Origin of the sequence: Catenulispora pinistramenti (assembly GCF_018274385.1) — a bacterium.
Lineage (GTDB): Bacteria > Actinomycetota > Actinomycetes > Streptomycetales > Catenulisporaceae > Catenulispora > Catenulispora pinistramenti.
On sequence record NZ_JAAFYZ010000037.1, the window covers coordinates 1 to 15,535 of the forward strand.

At 70.2% G+C, this 15,535-nt stretch carries 13 protein-coding genes; 4 read left to right on the forward strand and 9 right to left on the reverse strand.

What is annotated here, in order from left to right:
• Nucleotides 1-250: 250 nt before the first annotated feature.
• A complete protein-coding gene (locus KGQ19_RS13485) occupies nt 251-1,426 on the reverse strand; it encodes a hypothetical protein (protein WP_212009459.1) in 1,176 nt (391 codons plus the stop codon).
• Nucleotides 1,427-1,607: 181 nt separating this feature from the next.
• A complete protein-coding gene (locus KGQ19_RS13490; RefSeq protein WP_212009460.1) occupies nt 1,608-2,234 on the reverse strand; it encodes a TetR/AcrR family transcriptional regulator in 627 nt (208 codons plus the stop codon).
• Between the two features lie 30 nt (nt 2,235-2,264).
• Between KGQ19_RS13490 and KGQ19_RS13495 the strand changes: the two genes are divergently transcribed.
• Nucleotides 2,265-2,969: a glycosyltransferase family 2 protein gene (locus KGQ19_RS13495; protein WP_212009461.1), complete on the forward strand. Its 705-nt coding sequence runs from the start codon at nt 2,265-2,267 to the stop codon at nt 2,967-2,969.
• Here KGQ19_RS13495 and KGQ19_RS13500 read toward each other — a convergent pair.
• Nucleotides 2,935-3,255, reverse strand: a complete 321-nt coding sequence (locus KGQ19_RS13500; protein ID WP_368862096.1) for a rhodanese-like domain-containing protein — start codon at nt 3,253-3,255, stop codon at nt 2,935-2,937. The two genes, KGQ19_RS13495 and KGQ19_RS13500, sit on opposite strands and share 35 nt — an antisense overlap.
• 83 nt (nt 3,256-3,338) lie before the next feature.
• On the opposite strand from KGQ19_RS13500, the gene serS reads away from it, so the two are divergent.
• Complete coding sequence (gene serS, locus KGQ19_RS13505; protein ID WP_212009463.1) at nt 3,339-4,616, forward strand: serine--tRNA ligase; 1,278 nt, start codon at nt 3,339-3,341, stop codon at nt 4,614-4,616.
• 233 nt (nt 4,617-4,849) lie between these two features.
• Here serS and KGQ19_RS13510 read toward each other — a convergent pair whose 3' ends face one another.
• Complete coding sequence (locus tag KGQ19_RS13510) at nt 4,850-6,217, reverse strand: MFS transporter (RefSeq protein WP_212009464.1); 1,368 nt, start codon at nt 6,215-6,217, stop codon at nt 4,850-4,852.
• Between the two features lie 24 nt (nt 6,218-6,241).
• Nucleotides 6,242-6,484 (reverse strand): hypothetical protein, encoded by a 243-nt coding sequence (locus KGQ19_RS13515; protein ID WP_212009465.1) that lies wholly within the window; start codon nt 6,482-6,484, stop codon nt 6,242-6,244.
• A gap of 201 nt (nt 6,485-6,685) precedes the next feature.
• Between KGQ19_RS13515 and KGQ19_RS13520 the strand changes: the two genes are divergently transcribed.
• Entirely contained in the window at nt 6,686-8,080 is a 1,395-nt protein-coding gene (locus KGQ19_RS13520; RefSeq protein WP_212009466.1) for a cell wall-binding repeat-containing protein, read from the forward strand.
• 55 nt (nt 8,081-8,135) lie between these two features.
• Here KGQ19_RS13520 and hutI read toward each other — a convergent pair whose 3' ends face one another.
• The 4 genes from hutI to hutU all read right to left on the reverse strand — a co-directional run bounded on the left by hutI (nt 8,136) and on the right by hutU (nt 13,849).
• Entirely contained in the window at nt 8,136-9,296 is a 1,161-nt protein-coding gene (gene hutI / locus KGQ19_RS13525) for an imidazolonepropionase (protein WP_212009467.1), read from the reverse strand.
• A gap of 226 nt (nt 9,297-9,522) precedes the next feature.
• Nucleotides 9,523-10,899, reverse strand: a complete 1,377-nt coding sequence (locus KGQ19_RS13530) for a formimidoylglutamate deiminase (RefSeq protein ID WP_413562772.1) — start codon at nt 10,897-10,899, stop codon at nt 9,523-9,525.
• The gene (locus KGQ19_RS13535; protein ID WP_230418605.1) at nt 10,890-12,083 is read right to left on the reverse strand and encodes an allantoate amidohydrolase; all 1,194 of its coding nucleotides are present in this window, start codon (nt 12,081-12,083) and stop codon (nt 10,890-10,892) included. Before KGQ19_RS13535 ends, KGQ19_RS13530 begins: the two co-directional genes overlap by 10 nt.
• A gap of 65 nt (nt 12,084-12,148) precedes the next feature.
• A complete protein-coding gene (hutU, locus tag KGQ19_RS13540) occupies nt 12,149-13,849 on the reverse strand; it encodes a urocanate hydratase (RefSeq protein ID WP_212009469.1) in 1,701 nt (566 codons plus the stop codon).
• Nucleotides 13,850-13,939: 90 nt separating this feature from the next.
• Here hutU and hutH point away from each other — a divergent pair, with 90 nt between their 5' ends.
• The gene (gene hutH, locus KGQ19_RS13545; RefSeq protein WP_212009470.1) at nt 13,940-15,493 is read left to right on the forward strand and encodes a histidine ammonia-lyase; all 1,554 of its coding nucleotides are present in this window, start codon (nt 13,940-13,942) and stop codon (nt 15,491-15,493) included.
• Nucleotides 15,494-15,535: the final 42 nt, after the last annotated feature.

Genomic DNA, 15,535 nt, shown 5'->3' on the forward strand with positions numbered 1-15,535 from the left:
TGCTCTTGTTTCGCACGCCGTTCTCCGAACCTGCTGTTTTGAACCTAGACAGTCCAAAACCCTAGGCCAGAGACGGCGTGCCCCACTCCCGCCACACTCCGTGACCCACACATAGGTCAGAAGCGCCTAAAAATCGCCTTTCAACCCACAGGCTAACCGCAACCCGGTCCGCAAACTCCAGCTCTCAAAGAAGATCCGAACCCGCACGCCCCAAACCGGCCGACAACACCGAGGCCGTACCCGCCAGGTACTACTGATGCCGCCCCCGACCCCGCCGCGTAGCGAAATACAAACCCGTTCCCCCACCGAGTCCGAGCACTGACAGCAGTGCCCACCAGATCGAACCGTCCCCGTTGTCCGGCGCCACCGCCTTGCTGACGTTCGCGGCGGGCAACGTCGGGCCCTCTGCGGGGCCACCGGCTCCCGGTTCGGACTTGCTCCGGCTCCGCTTATGAGCGGAGTGCCGACCTTGATGTGCAGCGGGAACATACGTGGCGGAATCGGGACCGCCGTCTTCGCCCTCCACCACCGCCGGCCCTTCCGGACCCACACCCGGGCCCGGAGCCACCGGAGGATTCCCGGCAACCGTAATAGGACTGCCCGGCGTGGGCTGCGTCCCGGTGGGGCTCGGAGTAGGACTCGGCGACGCCGTCCCCGAGCTCTGACACGCGACCTGCACATCGCCCAGCCGCAGCTTCTGCACCAGTCCGCTATAGAGCTGCTTCCCAGCCTTGTCGTAGAAGACCCCGCTAATACTCAAGTCCAAATGCGCATGCGCGGATGTCGCAGATGTCTGCTGTTCCTGCGCAGCCGTTGTCGAGTACGTGACCTCGAGACTGCCGTGATCCACCCCCGTGACCCCGAGCTGAGCCCCGGTCACCGGAAGCGTGGTCTTACCCGTGGTCAGATTCGTCCCTAGCACCGTCACAGAGTCGGGGGCGGTGTGCACATAAGTAGTGGCCCCTGTAGAAGCCGGAACGCACTCGGCATGCGAGTCCACTGAAGAGATCGAGTAGAGCTTCTTCCCGTGCAGCGAGTACTCCACCGCCGGCTGCGCGTCCGCCCAGTTCTTCGCCGGATCCGAGTGCGTCTTGGACTGCGCCGGCTGGTCCAGGGTGACCCGGTCGAGCACCCCGGTGGGGTCCTGCGAGCCGTCGGCGGAGCTGTCGCCGCCGTTCTGGGCCATGGTGCTGGTCGCGTAGGAACCCTCGAAGGCGTTGAGCGACAGGGTCGGGACCCCGGTCACGGTCAGGGTGATCAACGTGCTCGCGGCCGCGTGAGTGGTGGCGGCGTTGGCGGCGGCGGTGCCGTTGGGGGTGGCCGCGGCGGTGACCGGCAGACCCGTGCCGACCAGTGCCGTCCCACCCGCGGCGGCGGCCGAGACCAGGGCCACGGCGCGCGGCGGGACGGTGCGTGTAAGTGCCATGCCGGACATGAAATCGCACGATCGACGGCGGATCCGGCATTTCGCCCGCCGCCGATTCGCGTCTCGAACATTCTTGTTTTGCGTCGAACGATCGGCCTGGGTACTGTGCTTCCAGCCCGGTCGCTGGTGTATCCCCCGTCGCCAGCGCCCGGGCGTCTAGTTACCAGCGCGGCAGCGACTATTACACACTGTGCTCGGGGTCGGACGCCTCGGGACGGTCTTCCCCGGGCCGCAGATATGCGTCCAGCATCTCGGTCAGCTCCTCCAGCAATCGGTCCATCGGCACCTGACCGGCCGCCCGCGCCGACACCACGAACGACTGGGCCGTCAGCAGCACCGTCCGCGCCTGCAACGCCACCGAACCCGCCCGGATCGACCCGTCCTCGTGCCCCTGTTCCAGCCGTACCGACAGCAGGTCCAGTGCGTAGTGCTGCAGCGGGCCGAACTCGCGAGTGAGATACGGCAGCAGGAACTCCGCGTCGGACTCCAGGATCTTGTGCATCAGCAGGTCGCCGTGGAACGCCCGCACCACCTCGACCGTCCCGGAGACCAGCAGCTGGCGCGCGCTGCGGCCGCCGCCGGCCTCCTCCCGCAGGCCCGCGTTGCGCCGCACCACCCGGATCAGCTGCCGCCCGAGCACTTCGGTCAGCAGTGCGTCGATGTCGGGATAGCGCCGGTACAAGGTCATCCGGGACACGCCCGCCCGGCGCGCCACCTCGGCCAGCGTGGTGTTGCGCAGTCCCAGGTCCAGCACCGCGCTCTGGGCGGCGTCGAGGATCTTGTCGTCGCTGTGTCGGCTGCGGTCCATCGTCCGTCACGCTACCTCTAGGCTCGGGGCATGGAGGCGGAACCTGTCACGGAGGTCACATCGAGTGACGTCTTCGTCATCATCCCGGCATGGAACGAGGAGGAACGGATCGCCGCAACTGTGCGCGCCGCCGCCGAGCTGGGCACCGTCCTGGTCATGGACGACGGCTCCCGGGACGCCACGACCCGCCGGGCTCGCCGGGCGGGGGCCCGGGTCCTCACCACGCGCCACAACCTCGGCAAGGGCGCGGCGATGGCCGCCGGGGTCAAGGCACTTCCCGAACAGGCCCGCTATGTCCTGTTCCTGGACGCCGACCTCGAAGGCACCGCCGCCAACGCCGCGCCGCTGCTGGAAGCGGTCCGCTCCGGCTCCTGTGACATGGCGGTCGCGATCCCCCCGGCGCAGCCCGGGGCCGGCGGCCGCGGCTTCGTGGTGGGGCTGGCCCGCGAGGGAATCAGCAGACTGACCGGCTTCGAGGCCCAGGCCCCGCTGTCCGGGCAGCGCTGCCTGACGGTGGCGGCGGCCCGGGCGGTCGACTACGCGCCCCGCTTCGGCGTCGAGGCGGGGCTCACCGTCGACCTGCTCCAGGCCGGCTACCGGGTGGCCGAGATCCCGGCCGATATCAGGCACCGGGTCACCGGCGAGGACCTCCGGTCCCAACTGCACCGGGCCCGCCAGTACCGGGACGTGATGCTCGCGCTCAGATCACGGTCCCCGCAGCGCCGGAGTCCGTGACCACCGACTTGCCGGCCGCGGCCCAGGCCTGCATGCCGCCGGTGACGTTGACCGCCTCGACGCCGTTCTGGATCAGGTACTGCGCGACCTGGGCCGAACGGCTCCCGGCACGGCAGATCACGTAGACCGGGCCCTCGGGCGTGCCCAGCTCCTCCTTACGCGCCGCGAACTCCGACATCGGGATGTGCTTCGCGGTCGGCGCGTGCCCGGCCGCCCACTCGTCGTCCTCCCGGACGTCGAGCAGCAGGCCGCCCTCGGGCAGGGCGTTCACTTCAGTCGTGGCCAACATCGGTAGTACTCCTTCGGTCCGGCTTGGGACATCCATCAAAGCATTACGGCCGGGCCGGTCGGACCGGCTAGCCTTGGTCCATGATTGACCTGCGTTTCCTCCGCACAGACCCGGAGCGTGTCCGCGCCTCGCAGCGCGCCCGAGGTGAAGATCCGACCCTCGTCGACGCGCTGCTCTCTGCGGATGAGGCGCGCCGCGCGGCCGTCTCCCGCTTCGACACCCTGCGCAACGAGCAGAAGCTGCTCGGCAAGCAGATCCCCAAGGCCGCCGGCGAGGAGAAGGCAGCGCTCCTGGAGCAGGCCAAGAAGCTGGCCGAGGAGGTGAAGGCGGCCGAGGCCGAACAGCACGAGGCCGACACCGTTCTCAAGCAGCTCCAGCTGGCCATCTCCAACGTCGTCATCGACGGCGTCCCCGAGGGCGGCGAGGACGACTTCGTCCTGCGCGAGACCATCGGCACCCCGCGCGACTTCGCAGCCGAGGGCTTCGAACCGCGCGACCACGTCGAGCTCGGCCGGCTGCTCGGCGCCATCGACCTGGAGCGCGGCGCGAAGGTCGGCGGCGCGCGGCAGTACTACCTGACCGGCGCCGGCGCCCTGCTGGAGATCGCGCTGCTGAACCTGGCGATGGCCCAGGCCACCAAGTACGGCTTCATCCCGATGATCACCCCGTCGCTGGTGAAGCCGGAGGCCATGGAGGGCACCGGCTTCCTGGGGCAGGCCGCGGAGAACGTCTACCGGCTCCCCGAGGATGACATGTACCTGGTCGGCACCTCCGAGGTGCCGCTGGCGGCGTACCACATGAACGAGATCCTGGACGCCGCCAAGCTGCCGCTGCGCTACGCCGGCTACTCGTCCTGCTACCGCCGCGAGGCCGGCAGTTACGGCAAGGACACCCGCGGCATCATCCGGGTGCACCAGTTCGAGAAGGTCGAGATGTTCTCCTACGTCCTGCCGGAGGAGGCCGAGGCCGAACACCTGCGGCTGCTGGAGTGGGAGAAGGAGTTCCTCACGGCGCTTGAGCTTCCGTTCCACGTGATCGACGTGGCGGCCGGCGACCTGGGCAGCTCGGCGGCGCGCAAGTACGACTGCGAGGCCTGGATCCCGACCCAGGGCAAGTACCGCGAGGTCACCTCGACCTCGAACTGCACCGAGTTCCAGGCCCGGCGCCTGCAGATCCGGGTGCGCGGCGAGGACGGCGTGAAGCCGCTGGCCACGCTGAACGGCACGCTGTGCGCGATGCCGCGGGTGATCGTCGCGATCCTGGAGAACCACCAGAACGCCGACGGTTCGGTGACGCTGCCGGCGGCGCTGCGGCCGTACTTCGGCGGCCGCGAGAAGCTGGAGCCGGTCACGGCCTGAGGGACCTTGCTCGCGGAGCCGATGACGGGACTGATGGCGGGACCGATGAAAGGCCGGGGGATTTCCGAAGGCCCCGGCTGACAGAATGCCAATGGCGGCGGCCAGCTGACTTGGACTCAGCTGGTCGCCGCCTTTTCACCGGATCCCCGCCCTCCGTGGTGTGCTGTCGTTCATGACAGCCGCTTCAGAGTGCGCCCGGGGCCAGGAGGTTGCATCGGATCGCGCAGCGGTTCTCAGGTGCGTGCGGTTTCCGGTTCGTCTTCCGATTCGGTGTCCGATTCGCGGTTCGGTTCGTCTTCTGGTTCGCCGTCCGGTTCGGCGGCGGCGATCCCCTTGCGTGGCAGCAGCATGAAGGCGTAGGCCGCGGCGGCGAGGAACAGCAGGCCGGTGGCCGTGAAGATGGTGTCGATCGGTCCCATGTGCAGTCCGCCGGCGTTCGCGTGGAAGTGCAGCATGACCGTGCTGAACATCCAGCCGATCAGCATCGTCGAGCCGAGCTGGGTGATGCTGATGATCGGCATGAAGACGGAGATCACCCGGCCCAGCATCTTGCGTGGCGTCACCTGGATGACCAGCGGCTCCAGCACGGCGTTGACCACGGAGATCGGCAGCGCGTAGACGAAGATGAGCGGGATCGCCGCCCAGATCGAGGTCTGCCGGGCGTAGCCCATGATGATCAGGCCCGCCAGCACGACGGGCAGCCAGATCGCGTTGACCAGCCCGATCCGCCGGACCACGCGGACGGACAGCAGGGCGCCGATGATGGCCCCGGCGCCGAAGGCCATGCCCAGCAGGCCGTAGAGGCTCGGCGCGGCGTGCAGGTTCCGGGTCGCGAAGAAGACGTCGAGGGTGTTCATGGCCTGGGCGCCGAAGTTGGCGATGCACGCCGCGACGATCAGGACCACCAGCACCCGGGTCTTGGCGAAGAACGCGATCCCGATCTTGAAGTCGGCCCAGAACCCCGACTGGTTCCGCTCGGTGGCACTCGCGGTGTTGTCCGGGATCGGCACCGACCGGATCGCCAGGAAGGACACCACATAAGACAGGGCATTGATGATGACCGCCCACTGCACGCCGGCGGCGAACAACAGCGGCGCGGCCAGTGGCGGACCGAGCATCCCGGCCAGCGCGTCGGTGGACTGGGTGATGCCGGCCGCCTTCGCGATCTCGTCGGGCCCGTCGACCACGTCGGGCACGACCGCCATGCGCGAGGGTCCGAAGAACATCCCCGCCGCGTTGACGGCGAAGACGACGACGTAGATGACCGTGAGCCACGCCCCGACCGGCAGCTTGTCGGTCGGTACGAAGGCGACCGCGGCGAGCCCGCCGACCAGCACGGCCCGCACGGCGTCCATCCGCAGCATCGTGCGCTTACGGTTCCACCGGTCGGCGAACACCCCGGCCGCCGGCGCGATGGCGAACGCCGCCACCAACCCCGCGAGCAGGACCCCGGACACCGCCATCGGGGCCCAGCTCTTGCCGTTGCCGAGCTTCGTGGCGATCCACAGGATCAGCGTCGTGTTGAAGACGTAGTCGCCGACCTTCGACACGACCTGCCCGTACCAGAGCCGGGTGAAGTCCCGGTTGATGATGGTCTTCATGGTCCCCCCGTGGCGGTGGCGTTGCTAGCTAAGGGTAGTAAGAGTTGTCAGGCCTCTGCGAGCTTCGGTACTCCTTTGTGGCGAGCCCGCCGACCAGGATGGCGAGAGCAACACACCGGACACCGCGCCCGCGGCCCAGCTCTTGTGGTAGCCCAGTTTCGTGGCGATCCACAGCATCAGCGTCGTATTGAAGACGTAGTCGCCGACCTTCGAGACCGCTTGTCCGTACCATAACCGGGTGAAATCCCGGTTGATGATGGTCTTCATCCGTCCTCCCCCGCTAACCTGGCCCCACGTGCTGTTCCCCCTCGCCACAAAATACCCGCTCGGCAATAGCGACGGCACATTTACCCACAGCGTTTTAGCGACTGTCTATACGCCGTCTGACCTTTGATGACGGACGCGGAATACGCGAAGCTCGGCGACGACACCCTCCGTCCCATCTCGTCTGCTGGGGGCTCTTCGCCAATGAAACGCAGAACATCCAGCCTGCTCACCGCCGTCGCGCTGGTCTCGGGCGCGGGCGCCTCGGCGCTGGCCGTCGCGCCGGCGCACGCCGCGACCGACTCCGGGACCTGTGCCTCGGGGTTGGAGAAGCAGGGCCCGATCAGCTTCAACCCGCCCGGTGCGGTGGCGCCCGCGCCGATCACCATCCGGGTCGCCGGGAACACCGTCGACCCGGGGAACGGCTGCACCGCCACGCTGGACTTCGGTGACGGCCAGCAGGCCTCGCTGTCCACCGACGTCGACGTCGTGCACACCTACCAGAACCCCGGCGACTATCGCGTGACCCTGACGCTCCAGTGGCCGGGCTACTCCCCGGCCGTCGAGAGCGGTCACCTGTTGATCGGCGGCGCCGCGGGGCAGGCGCAGGTCAACCGGATCGCCGGTACCGACCGGCTGGACACCGCGGTGCAGATCTCGAAGAAGCAGTGGCTCACGGCGGACCCGAAGAGCAGCTGGGGCCAGGCGCAGACCGCGGTCATCGCCACCTCCGGCACGTTCCCGGACGCGCTGGCCGGCGTGCCGCTGGCCTCCTACAAGCGCGGCCCGTTGCTGCTGACTCCGCCGAACGCCGGGCTGTACGGCCCGGCCAACGACGAGATCAACCGGGTGGTGCCCAAGGGCCGCACCGTCTTCATCCTCGGCGGCTACTCGGCGGTGGCGCCGTCGGTGGACCAGGAGCTGATCAACGAGGGCTACAAGGTCCAGCGCTTCGCCGGCCAGACCCGGTTCGACACCGCGCTGCAGGTCGCGAAGTTCGGCCTGGGCGACCCGTCGAACGTGGTGGTGGCCACCGGTGCCGACTTCCCCGACGCGCTGTCGGCCGGTCCGCTGGCCGCCGGCCCCCGGGCCACCGAGGTCGCCGGCCAGGCCCCGCAGCCGGCCGCGATCATCTTGACCAACGGCTCGTCGTTCTTCGACCCGACCACCTCGGCCTACGTCAAGAGCAAGCTGGGCACCAAGAACTGCGACGCGGTGACCGCCGTCGGCGGCGCGGCGGTGCACGCGCTCAGCGCACTGGCCGCCGGCCAGTGCCACAGTGAGCTGTCCGGTGCCGACCGGTATCAGACCTCTGCCAAGGTGTTCGGCGAGTTCTCGCTGACCTACCTGGTCGGGGTGGCCAGCGGCAGCACCTTCGCCGACGCCCTGACCGGGGCCGCGTACGTGGCCAACGTGCAGCAGCCGCTGCTGCTGACCGACCCGAACACGCTGCCGGACCCGATCGGCGGGTACTTCGACGCGATGGGCAAGCAGCCCGGGGTCGCGTTCGTCGACGTGTTCGGCGGGCCGAAGGCGATCACCGACCACGTGTACGGGCAGATCACGGACGCGGCGCACAGCGGCCAGTACAACCCGTGATCTGTTCCGCGTGACCTGGATCGAACCAACTGGATCAGTAACCTGAATCAGTGCTTCACCCGGCGGGCGTCCCGTTCTTCCACACCCTGTGGACGAGCGGGACGCCCGGCCGGTACGCGAGGTGGATGAAGCTCGGGGCGTCCAGCACGGCCAGGTCGGCGCGGGCCCCGACGCCGAGGTGGCCGACGTCGTCCCGGCGCAGGGCCTCGGCCCCGCCGACGGTCGCGGCCCACAGCGCTTCGGCCGGGGACATGTGCATGTCCCGCACCGCGACCGCGATGCAGAACGGCATCGAGTTCGTGTAGCAGGACCCCGGGTTGCAGTCGGTGGCGATCGCGACGGTCGCACCGGCGTCCAGGAGCCGGCGGGCGTCGGGGTAGGGCGAGCGCGTCGAGAACTCGACGCCGGGCAGGAGCGTCGCGACAGTCTGCGATCCGGCCAGTGCCTCGATGTCCTTCTCGTCCAGGAACGTACAGTGGTCGGCCGAGGCCGCGCCGAACTCGACGGCGAGCTGCACCCCGGGCCCGTTGCCGAGCTGGTTGGCGTGCAGGCGCAGGTCAAGGCCCTTGGCGCGGGCGGCGGTCAGGATCTCGCGGGTCTGCTCCGCGTCGAAGGCGCCGCGTTCGCAGAAGACGTCGGCGAAGTCGGCGTAGGGCGCGCAGGCGTCGAGCATCGGGCCCTTGACGAGGTCGACGTACTCGGCGGGGCGGTCCTGGTACTCGGCGGGCACGACGTGCGCGCCGAGGTAGGTGACGGCCTCGACCTGCTCGCGCGCCAGCCGCAGGGCCCGGGCCTCGTGCTCGACGGTGAGGCCGTAGCCGGACTTGCACTCGACGGTCGTGGTGCCCTGCCGCAGCATCTCCTCGGTGAGCCGCCTGAGGTTGGCGCGCAGCGCGTCGTCGGACGCGGCCCGGGTGGCCGCGACCGTGGTCCGGATGCCGCCGGCGCTGTAGGGCGTGCCGGTCATGCGCGCGGCGAACTCCTGCGCGCGGTCGCCGGCGAAGACCAGATGCGCGTGGCTGTCGACGAAGCCGGGGATCACCGCCCGCCCGCCGAGGTCGACGCGCTCGTCGGCATCCGGGGCCTGGGCCGCGGGCCCGGTCCAGGCGACGCGGCCGTCGGCGATGACGAGGGCGGCGTCGGCGAGGGGGCCGGGGGCGTCGGCTTCGGCGTGGGTGGTGAGCTCGGCGATGCCGGTCAGGAGGGTGGTGGTCACGCTGCTCCATTGTGTTATGGGCGATTCGCCCCAGTTGCTAGTGTCGCCGATCGCGCTGACAAGTGCGCCGCCGAGCCCGGAAGGCCTGCCGCGCCGAGCCGAAGGGCCTGCCGCGCCGAGCCCGGAAGGCCTGCTAGCCGCCGAGCCCGAAAGGCCTGTCGGTGGGCTCGGCGATACTGACAAGTGGGGCGAATCTCCCATAACACAATGCGCCCCGGCGCCACCGCTACTTGAAGATCGCCCCGATCGACCCGGCCAGCCGCCCCGGCACGTCCGACACCAGCGCGTGCTGATGATCGCGCACCGTGAAGCGCCCCGCCACCACGACATGCCGGACGTCGGCCGCGGTGGCGGAGAAGATCACCGATTCGGCGGCGTGGGCGGGTTGCACCCCGGCCAGGCGGACGGTGTCCAGGGCGATCGTTGTGAAGTCCGCCAGCGCGCCGGCTTCCAGGCGGCCCGCGGACGGCCAGCCGAGGGAGGCGTGGCCGGATTCGGTCGCCGCCTGGAGGAGTTCGGCGGCGAGCCAGTGGCCGCGGCGTTCGGTGCGCAGGCGCTCGTCCAGTTCCACGGCGCGCGCCTCTTCGAAGAGGTCGATCACCGCGTGGGAGTCCGAGCCGAGGTTGACCGGGGAGCCGGCCAGGTGCGCCGCGTGGGCCGGGCCGATGCCGTCGGCGAGGTCGCGTTCGGTGGTGGGGCACATGCAGACCGCCGTGGCGGAGGTGCCGAGCAGATCGATGTCCATCTGCGACAGGTGCGTGGCGTGGACCGCCGTGGTGCGGGGGCCGAGCGCGCCGACCGTGTGCAGCAGTTCCGTGGGGGTCTTGTGGTGGCGGGCCAGGCAGGCATCGTTCTCCGCGCGCTGTTCGGACAGGTGGACGTGCAACGGCATCTCGTTCTCCGCCGCGAAGGCCACCACCGGGGGCAGCTGGTCCACCGGGACGGCGCGGACGCTGTGCACCGCGGCGCCGACGCGCACTGTGTCAGAGCCCGCATACGCCTTGCGCAGCGCCTCGACGCGGTCGGCCCAGCGGGCGGCGTCGCCGTCGGAGAAGCGGCGCTGGACGTCGTTCAGCTCGGTGTCGAAGCCGCCGGCCAGGTAGCACGTGTCCAGCAGCGTGATGCGGATCCCGGCCGCCTGGGCGGCCTGGGCCAGGGCGTGGCCCATGGCGTTCGGGTCCTGATACAGGCCGCCCTTGGGCGAGTGGTGCAGGTAGTGGAACTCGCCGACCGCGGTGACCCCGGCCAGGGCCATCTCGGCGAAGACCGCGGTGGCCAGTTCCCGGTAGGAGTCCGGGTCCAGGTGCGCGGCCGCGGCGTACATGCGCTCGCGCCAGGTCCAGAACGTGCCGGACTCGACCTGGGTGCGGCCGCGCAGGGCTCGGTGGAAGGCGTGGGAGTGGACGTTCGCCAGGCCCGGGATGGTCAGTCCGGACAGCTTCTCGGCGTCCTGGGGCCGTGGCTTCACGCCACAGGTGACCGACGAGATCCGCCCCGCCGCCACCTCGATGAGGACCTTGGTCTTGATCTCGCCGCCGATCCAGGCCAGCTCACACCAGAACTGTTTCGGGGTCGGCGGGTTCTCCGGGAAAGTCACTGGCACAGCTCCTGCAACACGTCGGCGAGTGCGGTCACCCCGGCGAGGCAGTCGCGGTCGTCCGCGTGCTCGCCGGGCGCGTGGGACACGCCGGTGGGGTTGCGGACGTACAGCATCGCGGTCGGTACGGCCGCAGCCAGGATTCCGGCGTCGTGCCCGGCTCCGGTCGGCAGCACGGGAACGGCGCCGAAGGTTTGACGAAGACTGCCCGCCAGTCGGTTCCGCAAAACGTGGTCGAATTCCACGATCGTGGTGTGCGACTCCCGTTCCGTGCTCAATACGGTGCCGTCGCGGCCGGCCCGTTCGTCGGCCGCCTTGATGATTTCCTCGGTCACCGCGGCCAGGATCTCCTCGCCCGGGGCGCGGACATCCAGCCAGGCCCGCACCCGCGAGGGGATCGCGTTGGTGCCGTTGGGCTCGACCACCAGCCGGCCGAAGGTCGCCACCGCACCGCCGAGCTTGGCCTTCTTGCGCGCGGCCAGCACGGTGTTCGCGTAGGTGAGCATCGGGTCGTGCCGGTCCTCCAGCCGCGTGGTGCCGGCGTGGTTGGCCTCGCCGGTGAAGTCCAAGCGCCAGCGGCTGTGCGGCCAGATCGCCGAGGCGACCGCGACCGGCGATTCGGTGAAGGCCAGCGCTTTGCCCTGCTCGACGTGCAGCTCGACGTAGGCGGCGATGCCTTCCAGCCGCTCGTCGTCGCGGCCCAGTGTCTCAGGGTCCTGTCCGGCCTGCTCCATCGCCGCGGCCATCGGGACGCCGTCCAGATCGCGCAGCCCGCGCGCCTTGTCGGCGTCCAGCGCGCCGGTCATCAGCCGCGATCCGGCGCAGGCGATGCCGAACCGCGCGCCTTCCTCATCGGAGAAACAGGCCACTGCGAAGGGCTTGGCCGGGCTGAAGCCGCGGGCCCGCAACACGTCGACCGCCGCGAACGAGGACACCACGCCGAGCGGACCGTCGAACGCGCCGCCGTCCGGCACCGAGTCCAGATGCGATCCGGTGACGATGGCGCCGGGACCCTTGGGCCCCCACCAGGCCCACAGGTTGCCGTTGCGGTCGGTCTCCACCTCCAGGCCGCGCGCGGCGGCCTCGGAGCGGAACCAGTCACGGCAGGCCAGATCCGCGGTGTTCCAAGCGAATCGGCGGTAGCCGCCGGTGTCGGAGTCCAGGCCGTAGGGCAGAAGCGAGCGCCACATCTCGGTGTAGCGGCTCGCCTCCGCTTCATCCACAGCCCTGTGGATAACGTTTTGCACAGACACTGTTACGCGTCACCCTCACGCATCGGCACCCGCACGCCGCGCTCGTCGGCGACCTCGTCGGCCCGGTCGTATCCGGCGTCCACGTGCCGGATCACCCCCATGGCCGGGTCGTTGGTCAGCACCCGGCGCACCTTCTCCCCGGCCAGCTTGGTCCCGTCGGCGACGGTCACCTGCCCGGCGTGGATCGAGCGGCCCATGCCGACGCCGCCGCCGTGGTGGATCGACACCCACGAGGCGCCGGAGGCCACGTTCACCATCGCGTTCAGCAGCGGCCAGTCCGCGATCGCGTCGGAGCCGTCGGCCATCGCCTCGGTCTCCCGGTAGGGCGAGGCCACCGAGCCGGCGTCCAGGTGGTCGCGGCCGATCACGATCGGCGCGGCGAGCTCCCCGGAGGCGACCATGTCGTTGAACCGCGCCCCGGCCTTGTCCCGTTCGCCGTAGCCGAGCCAGCAGATGCGCGCGGGCAGGCCCTGGAAGTGAACCCGCTCGCCGGCCATCTTGATCCACCGGGCCAGCGACTCGTTCTCCGGGAACAGGTCCAGGATCGCCTTGTCCGTCTTCGCGATGTCCGAAGCCTCGCCGGACAGCGCCGCCCAGCGGAACGGGCCCTTGCCCTCGCAGAACAGCGGACGGATGTAGGCCGGGACGAAGCCGGGGAAGTCGAAGGCCCGGGTGTAGCCGGCCAGTTGCGCCTCGCCGCGGATCGAGTTGCCGTAGTCGAAGACCTCGGCGCCCTTGTCCTGGAAGCCGACCATCGCCTCGACGTGCTTGGCCATCGATTCGCGGGCCCGCTGCGTGAACTCGGCCGGCTTGTCCTTGGCGAACTGCTTCATGTCGTGGAAGTCCACGCCGAGCGGCAGATACGCCAGCGGGTCGTGGGCCGAGGTCTGGTCGGTGACGATGTCGATCGGCGCGTCCATCGCCAGCAGCTGCGGGACCAGTTCGGCGGCGTTGCCCAGCACGCCGATCGACAGCGGCTCGCGCTTGTCCCGGGCCTCGGTCGCCAGCTGGAGCGCGTGGTCCAGCGAGTTCGCCTTCACGTCCAGGTAGCCGTGCTCGACCCGGCGGTCGATGGAGCGCTCGTCACAGTCGATACAGACCGCCACGCCGCCGTTCATCGTGACGGCCAGCGGCTGCGCGCCGCCCATGCCGCCCAGACCGGCGGTCAGGGTGATGGTCCCGGCCAAGGTGTCGTTGACTGCGGTCGCGATAGCGGAGCCCTTATGACTCAGCTTGGCTGCGACAGCGGCGAACGTCTCGTACGTGCCCTGAAGGATGCCCTGCGTGCCGATGTAGATCCAGGAACCGGCGGTCATCTGCCCGTACATGGTCAGGCCCAGGGCCTCCAGCCGCCGGAACTCCTCCCAGTTCGCCCAGTCGCCGACCAGGTTGGAGTTCGCCAGCAGGACGCGCGGGGCCCACTCGTGGGTCTGCATGACGCCGACCGGCTTGCCGGACTGCACCAGCATCGTCTCGTCGTTCTTCAGCGTCTGCAGCGTGCGCACCATCGCGTCGAACGACGCCCAGTTGCGCGCGGCCTTGCCGGTGCCGCCGTAGACGACCAGTTCGTCGGGGTGCTCGGCGACTTCCGGGTCGAGGTTGTTCATCAACATCCGCATAGCGGCTTCCTGCTGCCAGCCCTGCGCGGTGATGCTCGTGCCACGGGCGGCGCGCACCGGGCGCGGACCACTGGTCGCGGTCATTCCTGGACCCCTCTCATTCATGCGGGCGATCGACCGTATGATCTCATTCATTCAGACGGAGTCGGTACCCGACAAGGGAGCAGGGCGGCAATGAGCCAGACAGTGGTGCTCGGTGAGGCGGATCTCACTTTCGGTGACGTCGTCGCCGTGGCCCGGGGCGGTGCCCGCGTCGAGTTGTCCGCGACCGCGCTGAAGGCGCTGGCCGAGGGCCGTGCCGTGGTGGAGCGGCTGGCCGCGGCCCCGACCCCGGCCTACGGCATCTCGACCGGCTTCGGCGCGCTGGCCACCCGGCACATCGATCCGGAGATGCGCGCGCAGTTGCAGCGCTCCCTGATCCGTTCGCACGCCGCCGGAATGGGCCCGCTGGTCGAGCCCGAGGTGATCCGCGCGCTGACCCTGATGCGGCTCAAGACGCTGGCCACCGGCCACACCGGCGTGCGCCCGGTGGTCGCCGAGACCATGGCCGCGCTGCTGAACTCCGGGATCACGCCGGCCGTGCGGGAGTTCGGCTCGCTGGGCTGTTCCGGCGACCTGGCCCCGTTGTCCCACGTGGCGCTGGTGCTGATGGGAGAGGGCGAGGTCGTCGGTGCGGACGGGGTTTCGGCGGTCCCGGCCGGCCCGGTGCTCGCCGAGCACGGCATCGAACCGGTGGAGCTGGCCCCCAAGGAGGGCCTGGCGCTGATCAACGGCACCGACGGCATGCTCGGCATGCTGATCCTGGCCCTGGGCGACCTGACCGAACTGGTGAAGACCGCCGACATCTCGGCGGCGATGTCGGTCGAGGCGCTGCTGGGCACCGACAAGGTGTTCCGCGCCGAACTGCACGCCATCCGGCCGCATCCCGGCCAGGCCGCCTCGGCCGCGAACCTGCTGAAGGTGCTGGACGGCTCGCCGATCATGGAATCGCACCGCGAGCCCAACGAGTGCACCCGGGTCCAGGACGCCTACTCGCTGCGCTGCGCCCCGCAGGTCGCCGGGGCCACCCGCGACACCATGGCGCACGCCGCGACCGTGGCCGAACGCGAACTCGCCTCGATCATCGACAACCCGGTGGTGCTGCTGGCCGACGGCCGCGTGGAGTCCAACGGCAACTTCCACGGCGCCCCCGTCGCCCTGGTGCTGGACTTCCTCGCCATCGCCGCCGCCGACCTCGGTTCCATCGCCGAACGCCGCACCGACCGGATGCTCGACGTGGCGCGTTCGCACGGCCTGCCGCCGTTCCTGGCCGACGACCCGGGCGTCGACAGCGGCCTGATGATCGCGCAGTACACGCAGGCCGCCCTGGTCAGCGAGAACAAGCGGCTCGCGGTCCCGGCGTCGGTGGACTCGATCCCGTCCTCGGCGATGCAGGAGGACCACGTCTCCATGGGCTGGTCGGCCGCGCGCAAGCTGCGCACCGCGGTCGACAACCTGCGCCGGATCCTGTCCGTCGAACTCGTCGCCGCCGCGCGGGCGTTGGAGCTGCGCGCGCCGCTGAAGCCGGCCGCCGGTACCGCGGCGGCTGTGCGGGCTCTGCGGGACGCCGGAGTCGGCGGCCCCGGACCGGACCGCTTCCTGTCGCCGGAGCTGCGCGCCGCCGAGGACGCGGTGAAGTCCGGCGCGGTGGTCGCGGCCGTCGAGACGGCCGTGGGGCCGCTGAACTGAGGCTCTTCCCGCCTCACCTAGACCGGCGCGCGCCCGTGGGTT

Bases quoted from the DNA above. Each gene is read 5' to 3' on its own strand.
- KGQ19_RS13485 (WP_212009459.1), bottom strand. From the start codon at position 1,426: ATGGCACTTACACGCACCGTCCCGCCGCGCGCCGTGGCCCTGGTCTCG.
- KGQ19_RS13490 (WP_212009460.1), bottom strand. From the start codon at position 2,234: ATGGACCGCAGCCGACACAGCGACGACAAGATCCTCGACGCCGCCCAG.
- KGQ19_RS13495 (WP_212009461.1), top strand. From the start codon at position 2,265: ATGGAGGCGGAACCTGTCACGGAGGTCACATCGAGTGACGTCTTCGTC.
- serS (WP_212009463.1), top strand. From the start codon at position 3,339: ATGATTGACCTGCGTTTCCTCCGCACAGACCCGGAGCGTGTCCGCGCC.
- KGQ19_RS13510 (WP_212009464.1), bottom strand. From the start codon at position 6,217: ATGAAGACCATCATCAACCGGGACTTCACCCGGCTCTGGTACGGGCAG.
- KGQ19_RS13515 (WP_212009465.1), bottom strand. From the start codon at position 6,484: ATGAAGACCATCATCAACCGGGATTTCACCCGGTTATGGTACGGACAA.
- KGQ19_RS13520 (WP_212009466.1), top strand. From the start codon at position 6,686: ATGAAACGCAGAACATCCAGCCTGCTCACCGCCGTCGCGCTGGTCTCG.
- KGQ19_RS13535 (WP_230418605.1), bottom strand. From the start codon at position 12,083: ATGTGGCGCTCGCTTCTGCCCTACGGCCTGGACTCCGACACCGGCGGC.
- hutU (WP_212009469.1), bottom strand. From the start codon at position 13,849: ATGACCGCGACCAGTGGTCCGCGCCCGGTGCGCGCCGCCCGTGGCACG.
- hutH (WP_212009470.1), top strand. From the start codon at position 13,940: ATGAGCCAGACAGTGGTGCTCGGTGAGGCGGATCTCACTTTCGGTGAC.